This is a genomic window from Homoserinimonas sedimenticola (genome assembly GCF_026094475.1).
Taxonomy (GTDB): Bacteria; Actinomycetota; Actinomycetes; order Actinomycetales; family Microbacteriaceae; genus Homoserinimonas; species Homoserinimonas sedimenticola.
The window spans coordinates 862,727-880,357 of record NZ_JAPELL010000001.1 but is presented as its reverse complement, the minus strand read 5'-3'; the positions used below and the strand labels follow the sequence as shown (position 1 = coordinate 880,357).

Sequence of the window (17,631 nt, the reverse complement as noted above, 5' to 3'; positions counted from 1 at the left end):
GTGATGTCAGCGGACACTCCGCCCACTCCCAGCAGTCCTCCCAACGCGCCGGACATCCTCACCGGCTCCGGCGCCATCCTCCGCTCCCTGGAGCACCTCGGCGTGAAGGACGTCTTCGGCCTGCCCGGCGGCGCCATCATGCCCTTCTACGACGAGCTCATGTCGTCGCCCACCATCCGCCACATCCTTGTGCGTCACGAGCAGGGCGCAGGCCACGCGGCCGAGGGCTACGCGTCGTCGAGCGGCAAGGTCGGGGTCGCGATCGCGACCTCAGGTCCCGGCGCCACGAACCTCGTGACGGCCATCGCGGATGCCTACATGGACTCCGTGCCGCTGCTCGCCATCACGGGCCAAGTCTTCTCGACCTCCATGGGCACCGACGCGTTCCAGGAGATCGACATCGTGGGCATCACGATGCCGATCACCAAGCACTCCTTCCTCGTGACCAAGGCTGAGGACATTCCGAAGACCCTCGCCGCGGCATACGAGATCGCGTCGACGGGTCGCCCGGGGCCGGTCCTCGTCGACATCACGAAGGACGCGCAGCAGGGCCGCGCCCCCTTCGTGTGGCCCACCTCCGTCGAGCTTCCCGGCTACCGCCCCGTCGTCAAGGCGCACGGCAAGCAAATCCAGGCGGCTGCCCAGCTTCTCGCCGAGGCGAAGCGCCCCGTGCTCTACGTGGGCGGCGGGGTGGTGCGTGCCGGAGCATCCGCTGAGCTTCTGGCGCTCGCCGAGACGACGGGCGCTCCCGTCGTCACAACCCTCATGGCCCGCGGCGCCTTCCCCGACTCGCACCAGCAGCACCTGGGAATGCCGGGCATGCACGGCACGGTCCCTGCCGTGCTCGGCATCCAGGAATCCGACCTGCTGGTCTCGCTCGGCGCGCGCTTCGACGACCGCGTAACGGGCAAGGCGAGCGAGTTCGCTCCCCACGCCAAGGTCATCCATGTCGACATCGACCCCGCCGAGATCTCCAAGATCCGCACGGCCGATGTTCCCATCGTCGGCGATGCCAAGGACGTCATCGCTGACCTCACCGCAGCCTTCTCGCTCGCGACCGGCCAACAGCGGCCGGACATCGCGGAGTGGTGGGCACGTCTCGACAATCTGAGGCAGCAGTATCCCCTCGGATACGACGAGCCCGACGACGGCCTGCTCTCACCGCAGTACGTCATCGAGCGGATCGGTGCCATCACGGGGCCGGAGGGTGTCTACGCTGCAGGGGTGGGCCAGCACCAGATGTGGGCGGCGCAGTTCATCAAGTACGAGCGCCCCGGCGCGTGGCTCAACTCGGGCGGCGCCGGCACGATGGGCTACAGCGTGCCCGCGGCAATGGGTGCCAAGGTTGCGAACCCCGAGCGCACGGTGTGGGCGATCGATGGCGACGGATGCTTCCAGATGACCAATCAGGAACTCGCGACCTGCACAATCAACGAGATCCCCATCAAGGTGGCGATCATCAACAACTCGTCGCTCGGCATGGTGCGTCAGTGGCAGACCCTGTTCTTCAACGGGCGTCACTCCTTCACGGACCTCAACACGGGGCACGACACCGTCATGATCCCCGACTTCGTGAAGCTCGCCGAGGCCTACGGGGCTCTCGCGATCCGCGTCACGAAGAAGGAAGAGGTCGACGACGCCATCCGCCTCGCCAACGAGACCAACGACCGTCCCGTCGTGATCGACTTCGTCGTCAGCCGCGACGCCATGGTGTGGCCGATGGTGCCGCAGGGCGTCGGCAACTCATCGGTGCAGTACGCCCGCGAGCACGCCCCCGAGTGGGAAGAGGAGTAAGCCATGAGTCACGTCCTTTCCCTCCTCGTGGAGGACAAGCCGGGCCTCCTGACCCGAGTGGCGGGCCTCTTCGCCCGCCGCGGCTTCAACATCGAGAGCCTCGCGGTCGGCAAGAGCGAAATCGCCGGCCTCTCGCGTATCACGGTCGTGGTCGACGTCGAGGAGCTGCCGCTCGAGCAGGTGACCAAGCAGCTCAACAAGCTCGTGAACGTCATCAAGGTCGTCGAGCTCGATCCTGCTCAGACGGTGCAGCGTGAGCACATGCTCATCAAGGTGCGTGTAGACAACACGACGCGCAGCCAGATCCTCGAAGCGGCTACTCTGTTCCGGGCGCGCATCGTCGATGTCGCAACGGATGCCGTGGTCATCGAGGTCACGGGGGACACGGCAAAGACGCAGGCACTACTGCGGGTGCTCGAGCCCTACGGGGTCAAGGAGATCGCGCAGTCCGGACTGCTCGCGATCGGCCGAGGCTCCAAGAGCATCACGGAACGAATCTTCAAGAATTGACCAAGCTGCAGGTTGAGCAGGCCCGCCAGGGCTGTGTCAAAACCAGCACCGACCTACACAGCACAACAAGGAGAAACACAGTGACCGAGATCTTCTACGACAAGGACGCCGACCTGTCGCTCATCCAGGGCAAGAAGGTGGCTATCGTCGGCTACGGCTCGCAAGGCCACGCCCACGCCCAGAACCTTCGCGACTCCGGCGTCGAGGTCGTCATCGCGCTCAAGGACGGCTCGAAGTCGGCACCCAAGGCGCAGGAGCAGGGCTTCGAGGTCAAGAGCGTTGCCGACGCGACCGAGTGGGCCGATGTCATCATGATCCTCGCGCCCGACCAGCACCAGCGCACCATCTACAACGACCACGTCAAGGGCAAGCTCACGGCGGGCAAGACCCTCGCGTTCGCGCACGGCTTCAACATCCGCTTCGGCTACATCGAGGCACCCGACGACGTCGACGTGATCCTCGTCGCACCGAAGGCCCCCGGTCACACGGTGCGCCGCGAGTTCGTCGCGGGTCGCGGCATCCCCGACATCATCGCCGTCGAGAACGACGCCTCGGGGCAGGCCTGGGATCTCGCCCTCTCCTACGCTAAGGCGATCGGTGGCACCCGCGCCGGCGTCATCAAGACCACCTTCACAGAAGAGACCGAGACCGACCTCTTCGGCGAGCAGACCGTGCTCTGCGGCGGCATGTCCCACCTCGTGCAGTACGGCTTCGAGGTGCTCACCGAGGCCGGCTACCAGCCGCAGATCGCATACTTCGAGGTGCTGCACGAGCTCAAGCTCATCGTCGACCTCATGTGGGAGGGCGGCATCGCCAAGCAGCGCTGGTCGATCTCCGACACGGCCGAGTACGGCGACTACGTCTCCGGCCCGCGCGTCATCACGCCCGACGTCAAGGAGAACATGAAGGCAGTGCTCGCCGACATCCAGTCGGGCGCCTTCGCCAAGCGCTTCATCGACGACCAGGACAACGGCGGCCAGGAGTTCCTCGCGCTGCGCGAGAAGGAGCAGGAGCACTCCATCGAGGCCACCGGCAAGGAACTCCGCGCCCTCTTCGCCTGGAAGCAGCAGGACGAGGACTACGTGGACGGCAGCGCTGCGCGCTGACGCCCACGTAGTCGCAGACGCTGTGCTTGTTTGGTCAGGCCGCAAGCGGCGTGACGGCGACGGCAGCGCTGCGCGCTGACGCCCACGTAGTCGCAGACGCTGTGCTTGTTTGGTCAGGCCGCAAGCGGCGTGACGGCGACGGCAGCGCTGCGCGCTAGTCCTGCGATCTAAGCCCACCGTGAACTCGCGGTGATATGGGCCGGTACCTCACAAGGGTGCCGGCCCTTTCGCGTCTGACCGCCTGCCTACACTGGTGTGCAAAGGCGGAAGATAGGAGACGACGTGGTCGAGCAGGCACCCCACCAGAATGTGACGTTCCCCTCGGGCGAGCGCGAGGCATACGGTTACCTGGCTGTCCCTGAGTCGGGCAGCGGGCCGGGCATCATCCTCATCCAGGAGTGGTGGGGTCTCGTCGATCACATCAAGGATGTCGCCGACCGTTTCGCGGCGGAGGGCTTCGTCGTGCTCGCACCCGACCTCTATGGGGGTCGCGTCGCCCACGATGGCGAGGAGGCCGCCGAGATGATGGCCGCCCTTCCCGAGGCGGAGGCCGCGACCATGCTCGCGGGGGCGCTCGACTATCTTCTCGGCCTCGACGCGGTCACAAGCCGCACGGTCGGTGCGATCGGTTTCTGCATGGGCGGCGGCTTCGTGCTCGCGCTCGCAGCGCAGCAGGGTGAGAGAGTGAGCGCGGCCGTGCCGTTCTATGGGGTCGGCCAGGGCGTGCCCTCCTCGTATGCGGGTGTGCGCGCCGCCATCCAGGGGCACTACGGGAAAAACGACACGTTGTATTCCGTCGACAAGGCGAAGGAGCAGGAGCAGCAGATCCGTGAGGAGTCGGGCGCCGACGTCGAGTTCTTCTACTACGACGCGGCACACGCCTTCGCCAATGACGAGAACCCGGCGGGCAATTACAACGCGGATGCAGCGGCCCTCGCGCTGTCACGGGCGACGGAGTTCCTACGGCGACACGTGGCCTGAGCCGCGGCATCCGTTCGCAGTAGAGTCGAGGCATGACCGCCGACTCCGACGACGACGCCCTGCGCTGGGACGACGACGATCCGAGCCATGTGGCGGGTCCTGCGTCGGCGCGTGAGGGCCGCACTGCCCCCGCAGCAGCCGAGCCGGGCGGAACGAGCTCGGCTCTGCTTGTCGCCTACGGCATCACGGCAGGCATTTTCCTGCTCTACTGCGTCGGCTGGGCCGTCGCGGTGCAGCGTGACGACTTCACCCAGCCCGGTCTCTTCGACGAGATCATGTATCAACTGGGGGAGTTCCTCGCGATCGCATCGCCCGTGATCTGGATGGCAGCCGTGTTTGGGCTCGTACGTCGTTCCGGCACACGTCTCGTCTGGCTCATCGTGGGCGTCCTTCTGCTCGTGCCGTGGCCCTTCGTGCTGGGAGGTTGAGATGACGACGGATGCTGCGGCGACGACTCCCGAGGCCGCGAAGCCGGGCCCGCGCTGGCTCACGATTGCCCTCGCGGTGCTTTTCGGACTCTTCTTCGCCTACGACCTCTTTGAAGCGCTCACGAACCTCTTCGGGGCGATCGAGCTGAGCGACGCGCGCAACGCCTTCCGCGTCTCGCAGGGCCTTGACCCGCTCGCCCCGCCATGGGTGATCCTCGCTGCGAATGTCGCCGCACCCGTCGTCGCGTTCGCGGCGGCGTGGTGGTTGGGGCGAAAGCGGCGCGTGGGGGCGCAGGCCCTGCTCTACCTGGCAGGGCTCGCCGTAGTCGCGGCAGCTGCGCTGACCTTCACGGCGCTGGCGCGCACCCTCCTGTGACGGCGGCGGCCTTCTGCAGGGCGCTGTCGCACGTGCACTAAACTGGCCGAGCCGCGGCCCCAAGCCTCGCGGCACGACACCCACTCCTCCCGACGAATGGACCATTTCGTGGCAAAGCCGGTCGTGCTGATCGCTGAAGAACTGTCGCCCGCTACCGTCGAGGCCCTCGGCCCCGACTTCGACATCCGATCGGTGGATGGCACTGACCGTCCGGCGCTGCTGTCGGCGCTCGCCGAGGCATCCGCGGTGCTCATCCGTTCCGCGACGAAGATGGACGAGGAGGCGATCGCCGCCGGCAAGAAGCTCAAGGTGATCGCCCGCGCGGGCGTCGGCCTCGACAACGTCGACATCAAGGCGGCGACGACGGCGGGCGTGATGGTCGTCAACGCTCCCACGTCGAACGTCATCTCGGCCGCCGAACTCGCGGTCGGCCACATCCTCTCGCTCGCCCGCTTCATCCCGGATGCGCACGAGTCGATGAAGGCGGGGGAGTGGAAGCGCTCCAAGTACACGGGAATCGAGCTCTTCGAGAAGACGATCGGCATCGTGGGTCTCGGGCGCATCGGCACGCTCGTCGCGCAGCGCCTCGCCGGCTTCGGTGCCAACCTCATCGCCTACGACCCCTACGTCACTCCCACCCGGGCCCAGCAGCTCGGCGTGCAGGTCGTCTCGCTCGACGAACTCATCGAGCAGTCCGACTTCATCACCATCCACATCCCGAAGACCCCCGAGACGACGGGACTGTTTGGCGCCGCCGAGTTCGCGAAGGCGAAGCCTTCCTTGCGCATCGTCAATTGCAGCCGCGGCGGCATCATCGACGAGGATGCGCTCTACGTGGCGCTCTCGACCAAGCAGATCGCGGGCGCCGGTCTTGACGTCTTCGTGAGCGAGCCGCCCAAGGACTCGCCCCTTGCGACGCTCGACAACGTTGTGCTCACGCCGCACCTCGGCGCATCGACCGACGAAGCGCAGGAGAAGGCGGGCGTCTCCGTCGCCAAGTCGGTGCGTCTTGCCCTCGGCGGCGAGCTTGTGCCCGACGCCGTCAACGTGGCAGGCGGTGTTATTGACGAGGTCGTGCGCCCCGGCATCCCGCTCATGGAGAAGCTGGGCCAGGTGTTCAGCGCGCTCGCCCAGGGGCCCGTCTCCAGCGTCGACATCGAGGTGCGTGGCGAAATCGCCGATCTCGACGTCAAGGTGCTGAAGCTCGCCGCGCTCAAGGGCATCTTCACCAATGTGGTGAGCGAGTCCGTCTCCTATGTCAACGCCCCCCTCCTCGCCGAGCAGCGTGGCATCGAGGTCCGCCTGATCACCGATCCCGTCAGCGACGAGTACCGCAACCTGCTGACGATCCGCGGCGGCCTCACGGATGGCACGCAGGTCTCTGTCTCCGGCACGCTGACGGGCACCAAGCAGATTGAGAAGCTCGTCGAGGTCAACGGCCACGACGTCGAGGTGCCGCTCGAGAAGCACCACATCGTCATGGTCTACACCGATCGTCCCGGCATCGTCGCGGTCTACGGCAAGGAGTTCGGCGACGCAGGCATCAACATCGCGGGTATGCAGATCAGCCGCCGCGAGGCCGGCGGCCAGGCGCTCAGCGTGCTCACGATCGACTCGCCGGCCCCCGAGAGCCTGCTCGAGTCGGTGCGCGCCGCGATCGACGCCGATGTGATGCAGGAGATCGACATCACGGAGTCCTGACGCTTCTCGCAACGGCAGAACGCCCCCGCGTGCAGCGGGGGCGTTCTGCCGTTTGTCGGGAAGTGCCTAGGCGACAGGATCGTTGGGATCGCTGCGGGTCTCACGCTGCGTGACGCGCTCGCCACCGCCATCGACGTGGCGCACAGTCGACACGGAGGAGCGACGGCGCATCGACATGACAAGAGAGATGAGGAACACGACGACTCCGGCCCCCATGAGGAGGTAGCCGATGAGGTCGAGGTTGACCACTCCGCCGAGGTCGAGATTCACCGCGAAGGCGAGAATCGCGCCGATGACGAAGAGGGCGATGCCTGAACCGATACCCATGAGCTGAGTCCTTTCGTTCATGTAGGTGACAGCGGCGCCGGCTCAAACCGAGCCGTTGTCCATTTCGACGCTAGTCCCGCTACCGCTGCGGCGGGGGAAAAAAGTTGCACGACGGCGCCCGGTACGCTGGAGCCTGGCAATGTTCTGTGTCGAACCAGGAGTCTCGAATGCCCCGTAAACTCGCGCTCGCCGTCATCCCCGGTGACGGCATCGGCCCCGAGGTCACCGCTGAGGCTGTGAAGGTGCTGAAGGTGGCCGTCGCCGATTCGGCAGAGGTCGAGACGACCCAGTTCCCCTTCGGTGCGGGGCACTACCTCGAGACGGGCCGCATCCTCGAGCAGGACGACCTTGACGAGCTTGCCCGGCACGATGCCATCCTCCTCGGAGCCATCGGCGGTGACCCGAGGGACCCGCGCCTCGCGGGAGGCATCATCGAGCGCGGGATGCTGTTGAAGCTTCGCTTCGCCTTCGACCACTACGTGAACCTGCGCCCGACAAGGCTCTACCCCTCCGTCACGTCGCCCCTCGCCAACCCCGGCACGGTCGACTTCGTGGTCGTGCGGGAGGGGACCGAGGGTCCCTACGTGGGCAATGGCGGCAGCATCCGCACCGGCACGCCGCATGAGATCGCCAACGAGGTGAGCGTCAACACCGCCTACGGTGTCGAGAGGCTCGTACGCTTCGGATTCGAGCGGGCGCAGGCGCGTCCCGCCAAGAAGCTCACGCTCGTGCATAAGACCAACGTGCTGGTGCACGCGGGCGGCCTCTGGCAGCGCACGGTTGACGCCATCTCGAAGGAGTACCCCGAGGTTTCCGTCGACTACCAGCACATCGATGCGGCGACCATTCACATGGTGGCCGACCCGGCTCGCTTCGATACCATCGTGACCGACAACCTCTTCGGCGACATCCTCACCGACCTGGCGGCCGCGGTCAGCGGCGGAATCGGGCTGGCGGCCTCGGGCAACATCAATCCGGACGGCACCTTCCCCAGCATGTTCGAGCCCGTCCACGGCTCCGCCCCCGACATTGCGGGCAAGCAGGTGGCGGACCCCACGGCGGCGATCCTCTCGGCGGCACTCCTGCTCGATCACGTTGGACTCGCGGATGCCGCGGCGCGCGTCACCGCCGCCGTCGAGTCCGACCTTGCCGCCCGTGGCGATGCCCGCCGCAGCACCGCCGAGGTCGGCGACGCGATTGCCGCAGCGCTCGCCTCCGCGCAGAATTAGACACGAGCAAAGGACCTCCCATGACGAACGATCTCCTCGCACCCTCCTCCCTCGAGTTCGCGGTGACGAAGAACCTTGCCGCCCGCAGCGCACAGGAGCGCGACGAGATTCTCGCCAACCCGGGCTTCGGCAAGCACTTCACCGACCACATGGTCGACATCTGCTGGTCTGCTGGGGGAGGGTGGCACCGCCCGCGCGTGCAGCCCTACGGCCCCATCAGCCTCGACCCGGCCGCCGCCGTGCTGCACTACGGCCAGGAGATCTTCGAGGGGATGAAGGCCTACCGCCACGCGGATGGCTCGATCTGGACGTTCCGTGCCGAGGCCAACGCAGCACGGCTCCAGCGCTCCGCACGCCGACTCGCCCTCCCGGAGCTGCCGACCGAGTACTTCGTCGAGTCGCTGCGGCAGCTGATCGCGGTCGACGGAGCCTGGGTGCCGAGCGCAGAGGAAACCTCCCTCTACCTCCGCCCCTTCATGTTCGCGAAGGAGGCGTTCCTGGGGGTTCGCCCCGCACACAAGGTCGCCTATTACGTGATCGCGAGCCCCGCGGGCGCCTACTTCACGGGCGGCGTCGCCCCCATCAGCATCTGGCTGTCGAGCGAGTTCACGCGCGCGGGCCGCGGCGGCACGGGCGCCGCGAAGACGGGCGGCAACTACGCCGCCTCCCTGCTGGCGCAGGCCGAGGCCTACGAGCAGGGCTGCGATCAGGTGCTCTTCCTCGATTCGACCGAGGGTCGCTACATCGAGGAGCTCGGCGGCATGAACGTCGTGCTCGTCTACAAGGACGGCACCCTCGTCACCCCCGACTCCGACAGCATCCTCGAGGGCATCACGCGCGACAGCGTGCTTCAGCTCGCAGAGGACCGGGGGCACCAGGCGGTGCGCCGGCAGGTCACGATCGACGAATGGCGTGAGGGCGTGGCATCCGGCGACATCGTCGAGACGTTCGCGTGCGGCACGGCGGCGGTCATCACGCCCATCGGTCTCGTCAAGGCCAAAGACTTCGAGATCGGTTCGGCGGATGCTGCGGCCGGAGAACTCACGATGTCACTGCGGCAGGAGCTCACCGATATCCAGTACGGCCGCGTGGAGGACCGCCACGGCTGGCTGACCCGCCTCGACGCGTAAGGGTATCGATACGCTCCTACGTCGCTACTGAGCCCGCGGCGTGGTCGGCACCGAGCCAGTCATCGCGATCGCCTCGTCGTACTCCCGCTCGATATCGGCGTTGCGGCGGTAGGTGGCGAGGCTGACCACGACGGCGGCGATGAGGGCGAACGCGAAGCCGGGGACGATCTCGTAGAGCACCTCGCCGATCGGCAGGTTGCCCCAGATGAACACCGTGATGGCACCCACCGCGAGGCCTGCGATCGCGCCCCAGTTGGTGAGCTTGCGCCAGAACAGCGACAGCAGGATGACGGGTCCGAAGGATGCGCCGAAGCCAGCCCACGCGAAACCGACGAGGTCGAGGATTGTGGAGGTGCGGTCGAGCGCGATGACGATGGCGACGATCGCCACGAGGAGCACCCCGACACGTCCCAGCATGACGAGGCTCTTTTGCGAGGCATCCGAATCTCTCGCGACCATGCGGTAGAGGTCCTCGACAAGCGCCGAGGAGGTGACGATCAGCTGTGAGGAGATCGTGCTCATGATGGCCGCGAGCACGGCTGCCAGCACGAGCCCCGCGACGAAGGGGTGGAAGAGGATCTGCGAGAGCCGCAGGAACACGGTTTCGGGGTCGTCAAGGGTTTCCGCGTTCTGGGCGAAGTACCCGATGCCGATCAGACCGGTTGCAATGGCCCCCACCGAGGTCAGGATCATCCAACTGATGCCGATGCGGCGGGCGGCGGTCGCCTCCTGCGGTGTGCGCAGCGCCATGAAGCGCACGATGATGTGCGGCTGGCCGAAGTAGCCGAGGCCCCAGGCGGCGGCGGAGATGATGCCGACCACGGTTCCCCCGGAGACGAGGCTCATCAGGTCGGGGTCGATGGCCTCGATCGACGCGACGGTGTCGGCGGGGCCGCCCATCGTGATCACCGCAACGATGGGAATGACGAGGAGCGCCGCGAACATGAGCAGGCCCTGCGCCACGTCGGTGAGGGAGGCGCCGAGGAAGCCGCCGAAGAGCGTGTAGAGCACCGTGATGCCGCCGACCAGGAACATGCCGAGCAGGTAGGGCGCACCGAAGGTGGACTCGAAGAAGATGCCTGCCGCGACCATGCCCGAGGAGACGTAGAAGGTGAAGAAGGCGAGGATGATGACGCCGCCTACGACCCGCAGCACGCGCGTGTTGTCGCGCACGCGCCGCTCGATGAAGCTGGGGATCGTGATGGAGTTGCCCGCCACCTCCGTGTAGGCGCGGAGCTTGGGCGCGACGAACTTCCAGTTGAGCCAGGCGCCGATCGTGAGGCCGATGGCGATCCACGCCTCCACGAGACCCGCGACGTAGATGGCGCCGGGCAATCCCATCAGCAGCCACCCCGACATATCGGAGGCGCCCGCGCTGAGGGCAGCGACGCCTGGCCGTAGCCCGCGCCCAGCGAGCATGTAGTCGTCAAGGTTCTTGGTGCGCCGGAATGCGAACCAGCCGATCAGCAGCATCAGTGCGAAGTACAGTGCGATCGCGATGATCTGGAACACCTGGTCGCTCATGGCTCGCTCCCTTTCGCCTCGTTGCGAGTGTCGTTGTGCCGCAAGCATGCCTCACGCGGCAGCGACGCGCCACCCCTCGGCCGCCACCGAAGTGCTGCAGTTAGTCGCAGCATCCGTTCTGTTGAATGGGAAAGGGGGCGATTCTCGCACGTTCGCGGAGCGGTAGACTCGACGGGTGAAAATCGCCCGCTTCAACTCCGCCGACAACGACCCCCGCTACGGAATCGTGGATGACGACGAACTCGTCGTTCTCGCGGGCGACCCCATGTTCGCGGGCTATGAGACGACGGGGGAGCGCATCCCGCTGAGCGACGTGCGCCTGCTCGCGCCGGTCATTCCCCGCTCGAAGGTTGTGTGCGTCGGCCTCAACTACGCGGAGCACAAGGCGGAGATGGACACGATCTCGGCGCCGAGCAACCCGCTCATCTTCCTCAAGCCCAACACGGCGATCATCGGCCCGGGCGAGACCATCCAGATCCCGCCCGTCGAGGGGCGCATCGTGCACGAGGGCGAGCTCGCGATCGTCGTCGGCAAGATCTCCAAGCGGGTCAAGGCTGCCGACGCCGCGGACCACATCTTCGGCTACACGATCGCGAACGACATCTCGGCACGAGACCAGATGTTTGCCGACGGCCAGTGGGCGCGCGCCAAGGGCTACGACACCTTCTGCCCTATCGGGCCCGTCATCGAGACCGAGCTCGATCCCTCGAACCTCCAGATCGAGACCTTCGTCGACGGGGAACCACGCCGCAAGGGCAACACCCGCGACCTGCTGCACGGCATTCCCGAACTCTTCGAGTACATCTCTGATGTGTGGACTCTCCTGCCGGGCGACCTCATCCTCACGGGCACGCCCGCCGGCCTCGGCGGTTTCGTCGATGGCCAGACGGTCGACATCACGATCGAGGGCATCGGCACGCTCAGCAACCCGGCGCGCAACCGCGTCTGACCTGCCGCGCGCGGCCGGGCGCGCCCGGTGCGCCGCGTAGCCCTCGTTCCTACGTCCTCCGTCCTCCGTCGTCGAGTGGACAAATATTCGTCCCCGCGGCCTTCGTTTCGGAGCGCGGGGACGAATTTTTGTCCTCTCATCGCTTGCATCTCCGCGTCAGGGCCCGCGCGCAAGTACTACCGCCTGACGCCCGCCGGCACGAAGCAGCTCTCGGCGTTCCGGGAGCAGTGGGGCCCCTTCACCCGCACCGTGCAGCAACTCGTCGGAGAGGACAACGCATGACCGAGACACCCGAGACGCGCAAGAGCAGCAGCGTCTGGTACGTCGTCGTGGCGACGCTCCTGATCGCCTTCATCCCGGTGGCGGGGTGGATCGCGGGGCTCGTCATGGTGTGGTTCTCGGGAGTGTGGCGCCTCCGGGAGAAGGTGGTGGCGACCGCCGTCGCCCCCGTTGTGGTGCTTGTCATCGTCGCGGCATTCCAGGGTGAGTTGGTCGCAACTATCGGCTACCTGCTTTCCCCGCTCTTCCTGCTGGTCGGTGCCTGGCTCTTGGTCGTCGGGCTCCACCGCACGGGCGAGCTGTCATCGAAGAAGGGCGCCTCATGAACCAGGAACCGCAGGTGGTGCGCAACTACCTCGCACAACTCGACGCCGAGCTCGCGAGCGTTGAGGAGACCGTGGCCCGCGACATCCGCGCCGGTATTGCGGAGGAGCTGCAGGGTCTGGATGCCGCGGCCGCCGCCGCCCGCATCGAACAGCTCGGCGACCCGGCGTTCATCGCGGCGGAGGCCCGTGCGGCAGCGCCGGAGCCGCGCGCGCAGAAGCATCCGCGCGCATCGAGCTGGTACGTCGTCCTGGCCTCGCTGATGGTGGCATTCGGGGGACTGCTGGTGCCCGTGCTCGGCTGGTTGGTCGGCATCGTGCTTGTGCTCATGTCGCCCGTGTGGCGTCTGTGGGAGAAGCTACTCGCGCTTTGCGTGCCGGTCGTGTGCGTGGCCGCGAGCGCGGTGGTGGCCCTTCTGGGAACCCGCTCACAGGACGCGGGCAATCCGCTAGTCCCGGCGTCCTACGACATCACCTGGACGGCCCTCGTGCTCCTCGGGTTCGTGAACGTCATCGTCGGAATCTGGCTGCTTCTTCGCGGCCTGTCGCGCACGCGAGTCTGACTCGGTCCAAATGGTCGCCTAACGGCGCTGGGAACGACCATTTGGTGCAGTGAGCGCCGAGACCACGGCGTCAGCGGCAGCGAAGACCGCAGGCCGCGCACCCCCGACCGCGCCATAGGATAGGGGGCGATGTCTGCCTCCTTCTCCACCGCATCCGGCGCCGATGTGCGCGTTCGTTTCTGCCCCTCGCCGACGGGCACGCCTCACGTCGGGTTGATCCGCACGGCGCTCTTCAACTGGGCGTTCGCGCGGCACCACGGCGGCAAGCTGATCTTCCGCATCGAGGACACGGATGCGTCGCGCGACAGCGAGGAGAGCTACCTGCAGCTGCTGGAGGCGCTGCGCTGGCTCAAGATCGACTGGGATGAGGGCATCGACGTGGGCGGCCCTCACGAGCCCTACCGCCAGTCGCAGCGCAGCGAGATCTATCAGGAGATCATCGAGAAGCTGAAGGCGAGCGGGCACCTCTACGAGTCCTTTGCGACAGGCGAGGAGATCGAGGCGCGCAACATTGCGAACGGTCGCGACCCCAAGCAGGGCTACGACAACTTCGAGCGTGAGCTCACGGAGGAGCAGCGCGCGGCGTACCGCGCCGAGGGCCGTCAGCCGGCACTGCGCTTGCGCGTGCCCGACCACGATCTCGGGTTTCATGACCTCGTGCGCGGCGACATCCTTTTCCCGGCTGGCAGCTTCACCGACTTTGTCGTGGTGCGTCCCAACGGCATCCCGCTCTACACCTTCGTCAACCCCGTCGATGACGCGCTAATGGGCATCACGCACGTGCTCCGCGGTGAGGACCTGCTCTCGAGCACGCCCCGTCAGATTGCCCTCTACTCGGCGCTGATCGAGATCGGCGTGACCGACGCGATCCCGCAGTTCGGCCACCTGCCCTTCGTCATGGGGGAGGGCAACAAGAAGCTCTCGAAGCGCGACCCCGAGTCGAACCTGTTCCACCACCGCGACCGCGGCTTCATCCCCGAGGGCCTTCTCAACTACCTGGCCCTGCTCGGCTGGTCCCTCTCGCACGACCGCGATGTCTTCACGATCGACGAGATGGTGGCGGCCTTCGATGTCACCCAGGTCAACCCCAACCCGGCCCGCTTCGACCAGAAGAAGGCCGAGTCGATCAATGGCGACCACATCCGGATGCTCGAACCGCACGACTTCGCGGAGCGCCTGCTGCCCTACCTCACCGACCTCGTCGACAGCGGCGAGCACCGCGTGCTGCTGGCCAAGGCCGCACCCCTCGTGCAGGAGCGGATGCAGCTGCTGGGGGAGTCGCGCGGCCTGCTCGCCTTCCTCTTCACTCCGGACGACGCCATCGAGTATGACGCGAACGCGATGCCCGGGGCCGAGGGGCCGGAGGTGCTCGCGGCATCCGTCACCGCCCTTGAGGCTGTGGAGGAGTGGACGCACGAGAACATCGAGGCGGCCCTGCGTGCGGCCCTGATCGACGGCATGGGGCTCAAGCCGCGCAACGCCTTCGGTGCGCTCCGCACGGCTCTCTCGGGACGCCGCATCAGCCCGCCCCTCTTCGAGTCGATGGAGCTCCTCGGCAAGCAGAGCACGCTGGCGCGCCTGCAGAGGCTCGCCGAAAGGCTGTGACGGTGCTGGAGCGCACGCCCGACGACTACGACGTCGTCGTGATCGGCGCTGGGCCGGCGGGGCTGAGCGCCGCCCTCAACCTGGTGCGTGCGCGCCGCCGCGTGCTTGTGCTCGACGGCAACCGTCCGCGGCATTCCGCGACCCTCATCTCGCATGGCTTCCTCACCCGCGACAACACGCCTCCCCACGAGCTGCGTCGACTCGGCCGCGAGGAGTACCTCTCGTACCCCGAGGCAGAGCACCAGCTGGCGCGTGTCACCTCGATCAGGGCGCTCGCCGAGCCGGGGGAGCCCGTCTTCAGTTCCGAGACCCACACGACCGGGTCGACGGGCCTCTTCGAGGTGACGGCGGCGGGCATCAACGGCGCCCCGGATCGCACGGTGCGCACCGCAACGGTGCTGCTCGCGACGGGCCTGCGCGAGGAGTTGCCGGCTCTGCCGAGCATCCGTTCCTTCTACGGCATGGGCCTCTTCAGCTGCGTCGCCTGCGATGGCTACGAATACAGTGACCGCCCGATCGCCCTCATCGGCGAGACTTCGGATGTCGCGTGGCGGGCGCTCCTCATCGCGCAGTGGAGCGACAACCTCACGGTCTTCACGAACGGGGCGGATGCGATCACTCCCGGTCAGGAGGAGATGCTCGTCGAGCGAGGGGTCCGCGTCGAGCGGCGGCCGATTGCCGACGTCGAGGGCGGGCGAGAGGGCGTGACGGGTGTCCGGCTCGAGGACGGCGAGGTCGTGCCCGTGTCGGGTGGTTTCGTGCGGCCGAGGTGGCACGCCCAGCTCGAGTTCGCAGCATCCCTTGGTCTGGATTCGGATGCCTGGGGCCTCCTGCTCGTCGACCGTGCGGGTCGCACAAGCCACGCTGGCATCTATGCGGCGGGGGACATCACTTCGCCGGGGCCGCAGCAGCTCATCGTCGCGGCGGGCTCTGGCGCGCGCGTCGCGGCGACCATCAACCGCGACCTCATCGGCATCCCGACGGCTCACGGCCGCTAGCCTGCGCGGGTTCGAACCACCCCGCCGCGTAGGGTAAGCTTGTCTCTCGGTGCCGGCCCCGGTCGGAACCATTGGGGTATGGTGTAATTGGCAACACGGCTGATTCTGGTTCAGTTGTTCTTGGTTCGAGTCCAGGTACCCCAGCCAAATATTCTCCTGCAGACAGGCGCGCATCGGCCGTTCGTGTCCGATAATTGACGCCATGTCATCCGGCGCAGAGCAGCCCGCGCAGTCCGAGGACGCCAGCCCCTCCCGCAACCCCGTAGACCGCCCGGGGTGGAAGCGCGATGTCGCCATCTTCCTCTCCGGTCAGACGGTGTCCCTGCTCGGGTCGATGCTCGTCATGTACGCCGTCATGTGGCATCTGACGATCGTGACCGGGTCCGGCACGGTGCTCATGTTGAGCCTCGTCTTCGGGATGCTGCCTCAGGCGGTCGTGTCGATCTTCGGGGGCGTCTGGGCCGACCGGCACAACCGCAAGCTGCTCATCATGGGGGCGGATACGGCGATCGCGGTTGCGACGCTCGTGCTCGCCTTCCTCATGCTGAGCGGAATTGACTCGCTCTGGGTCATCTACACGGCGCTCGCGGTGCGCTCGATCTTTGCCGGCATTCAGACGCCCGCAGTGACAGCGATGATCCCGCAGATCGTGCCCGAGGCCCAGCTCATGCGCGTCAACGGAATGTTCCAGTCGGTGCAGGCGGGGATGATGCTGCTCGCGCCAGCCGCGGCAGCCGTGATTTACGCCAACATGGACATCGTCGCCGTTTTCTTCATCGACGCCGCCACGGCCCTCATCGGCGTCGGTCTGCTCGCCTTCATCCGGGTGCCGACGATCGTACGTAGTGGTGAGGGGCCCGAGACCTACTTCGGCGACCTTGTCGCGGGGGTGCGATACATCCGCTCGCACTCCTCGGTGAAATGGCTCACAGGGCTCTTCGCGCTCGTCATGCTTCTCACGGGCGCCCCCGGCTACCTCACCCCGCTGCTCGTCGCCCGCGAATTCGGCGAAGAGGTGTGGAAGCTCACCGTCAACGAGCTCGCCTGGGGCGTCGGCTTCCTCGCGGCGGGCGCCCTCGTGACGGTGATTGGCCCGAAGATCCGCCGTCGCATCCGCTTCGTCGTGTTCGCGCTGCTTGCCTCCGCCGTGCTCACCGCGACCCTCGGTCTCTCACCAAATCTCCTGGTGCTCTGCGTCCTCGGTGCCCTCGTCGCCGCCACCTACAGTCTGATGAACGCCCCCACCATGACGATCCTGCAGGAGCGGGTCGAACCAGAGATGCAGGGTCGCGTCTTCGGCTTCGTCGGCATCGTCATGGCAACCGCCATGCCCATCTCGATGATCATCTTCGGTCCGCTCGCCGACGTGTGGTCGGAGCGCACCGTCATCATCTTCGCCGGGACGCTCCTGGTTGCCACCCTCATCGGAATCTTCTCGATCCCGTCGGCGCGGCGCTCTCTCGCCGCCGTTGATGCGCCCGTAGCCGAGGGGCGCGGTGCAGGCACCCCAGCCTCGTAACGCCTCTCAAGGACCCTCAAGCTGAGCAAGTCGTCAAAAACTCCGGGGAAAGCCCTCCGCAAGGGCGTCCTTCCGACGTAACGCCCAGCTTCATTTCACACGCTGGATTGTCCGCATGCGCCCATCTGAGGGGCGCCAACCCGAACTGCGAACGCCCCATGCGCGTTCCCCCTGTCGAAAGTCACGCTCATTCCCGTTTCACGCAACACCTCTGCACGCCCGATTTTCCAGCGCCCCATCCTCAAGCGCCCCTCCACCCTGATCGCGGGGGCGATCATCGCCCTCGGTG

General features: G+C 66.8%; 17 protein-coding genes and 1 tRNA gene. 16 read left to right on the top strand and 2 right to left on the bottom strand.

The window, feature by feature from the left end; translation table 11 throughout:
* The first annotated feature begins 3 nt into the window (after window positions 1-3).
* From OH146_RS04090 to serA, 7 genes are all read left to right on the top strand, one after another.
* Complete coding sequence (locus tag OH146_RS04090) at window positions 4-1,794, top strand: acetolactate synthase large subunit (protein ID WP_265157613.1); 1,791 nt, start codon at window positions 4-6, stop codon at window positions 1,792-1,794.
* A gap of 3 nt (window positions 1,795-1,797) precedes the next feature.
* Complete coding sequence (gene ilvN, locus OH146_RS04085) at window positions 1,798-2,304, top strand: acetolactate synthase small subunit (protein ID WP_265157611.1); 507 nt, start codon at window positions 1,798-1,800, stop codon at window positions 2,302-2,304.
* Between the two features lie 80 nt (window positions 2,305-2,384).
* Entirely contained in the window at window positions 2,385-3,410 is a 1,026-nt protein-coding gene (ilvC, locus tag OH146_RS04080; protein WP_265157609.1) for a ketol-acid reductoisomerase, read from the top strand.
* 282 nt (window positions 3,411-3,692) lie between these two features.
* On the top strand, window positions 3,693-4,391 hold the full coding sequence (locus tag OH146_RS04075; protein ID WP_265157607.1) for a dienelactone hydrolase family protein: 699 nt from the start codon (window positions 3,693-3,695) through the stop codon (window positions 4,389-4,391).
* Window positions 4,392-4,423: 32 nt separating this feature from the next.
* On the top strand, window positions 4,424-4,819 hold the full coding sequence (locus tag OH146_RS04070) for a hypothetical protein (RefSeq protein ID WP_265157605.1): 396 nt from the start codon (window positions 4,424-4,426) through the stop codon (window positions 4,817-4,819).
* A gap of 1 nt (window position 4,820) precedes the next feature.
* Window positions 4,821-5,195, top strand: a complete 375-nt coding sequence (locus OH146_RS04065) for a hypothetical protein (protein ID WP_265157603.1) — start codon at window positions 4,821-4,823, stop codon at window positions 5,193-5,195.
* A 108-nt stretch (window positions 5,196-5,303) separates the two neighbouring features.
* Window positions 5,304-6,896 (top strand): phosphoglycerate dehydrogenase, encoded by a 1,593-nt coding sequence (gene serA, locus OH146_RS04060; protein ID WP_265157601.1) that lies wholly within the window; start codon window positions 5,304-5,306, stop codon window positions 6,894-6,896.
* A 66-nt stretch (window positions 6,897-6,962) separates the two neighbouring features.
* Here serA and OH146_RS04055 read toward each other — a convergent pair whose 3' ends face one another.
* Window positions 6,963-7,223, bottom strand: coding sequence for a DUF6458 family protein (locus OH146_RS04055; RefSeq protein ID WP_265157599.1), 261 nt, complete (start codon window positions 7,221-7,223; stop codon window positions 6,963-6,965).
* A 167-nt stretch (window positions 7,224-7,390) separates the two neighbouring features.
* On the opposite strand from OH146_RS04055, the gene OH146_RS04050 reads away from it, so the two are divergent.
* Together OH146_RS04050 and OH146_RS04045 are read left to right on the top strand one after the other, a co-directional pair.
* Window positions 7,391-8,452: a 3-isopropylmalate dehydrogenase gene (locus tag OH146_RS04050; RefSeq protein ID WP_265157597.1), complete on the top strand. Its 1,062-nt coding sequence runs from the start codon at window positions 7,391-7,393 to the stop codon at window positions 8,450-8,452.
* A 20-nt stretch (window positions 8,453-8,472) separates the two neighbouring features.
* Window positions 8,473-9,582 carry a branched-chain amino acid aminotransferase gene (locus OH146_RS04045; protein ID WP_265157595.1) on the top strand — a complete coding sequence of 370 codons (1,110 nt, stop codon included), beginning with the start codon at window positions 8,473-8,475 and terminating at the stop codon, window positions 9,580-9,582.
* A gap of 24 nt (window positions 9,583-9,606) precedes the next feature.
* Here OH146_RS04045 and putP read toward each other — a convergent pair whose 3' ends face one another.
* Entirely contained in the window at window positions 9,607-11,106 is a 1,500-nt protein-coding gene (putP, locus tag OH146_RS04040) for a sodium/proline symporter PutP (RefSeq protein ID WP_265157593.1), read from the bottom strand.
* 175 nt (window positions 11,107-11,281) lie between these two features.
* On the opposite strand from putP, the gene OH146_RS04035 reads away from it, so the two are divergent.
* The 7 genes from OH146_RS04035 to OH146_RS04005 all read left to right on the top strand — a co-directional run bounded on the left by OH146_RS04035 (window position 11,282) and on the right by OH146_RS04005 (window position 17,342).
* Window positions 11,282-12,055 (top strand): fumarylacetoacetate hydrolase family protein, encoded by a 774-nt coding sequence (locus tag OH146_RS04035; protein ID WP_265157591.1) that lies wholly within the window; start codon window positions 11,282-11,284, stop codon window positions 12,053-12,055.
* A gap of 278 nt (window positions 12,056-12,333) precedes the next feature.
* Entirely contained in the window at window positions 12,334-12,660 is a 327-nt protein-coding gene (locus tag OH146_RS04030; RefSeq protein WP_265157589.1) for a hypothetical protein, read from the top strand.
* On the top strand, window positions 12,657-13,220 hold the full coding sequence (locus OH146_RS04025) for an HAAS signaling domain-containing protein (RefSeq protein ID WP_265157587.1): 564 nt from the start codon (window positions 12,657-12,659) through the stop codon (window positions 13,218-13,220). Before OH146_RS04030 ends, OH146_RS04025 begins: the two co-directional genes overlap by 4 nt.
* A gap of 129 nt (window positions 13,221-13,349) precedes the next feature.
* Window positions 13,350-14,825 (top strand): glutamate--tRNA ligase, encoded by a 1,476-nt coding sequence (gene gltX, locus OH146_RS04020; protein WP_265157585.1) that lies wholly within the window; start codon window positions 13,350-13,352, stop codon window positions 14,823-14,825.
* 2 nt (window positions 14,826-14,827) lie between these two features.
* Window positions 14,828-15,823 carry an NAD(P)/FAD-dependent oxidoreductase gene (locus OH146_RS04015; RefSeq protein ID WP_265157583.1) on the top strand — a complete coding sequence of 332 codons (996 nt, stop codon included), beginning with the start codon at window positions 14,828-14,830 and terminating at the stop codon, window positions 15,821-15,823.
* A 72-nt stretch (window positions 15,824-15,895) separates the two neighbouring features.
* Window positions 15,896-15,970, top strand: a tRNA-Gln gene (locus OH146_RS04010).
* Window positions 15,971-16,025: 55 nt separating this feature from the next.
* The gene (locus tag OH146_RS04005; RefSeq protein ID WP_265157581.1) at window positions 16,026-17,342 is read left to right on the top strand and encodes an MFS transporter; all 1,317 of its coding nucleotides are present in this window, start codon (window positions 16,026-16,028) and stop codon (window positions 17,340-17,342) included.
* Window positions 17,343-17,631: the final 289 nt, after the last annotated feature.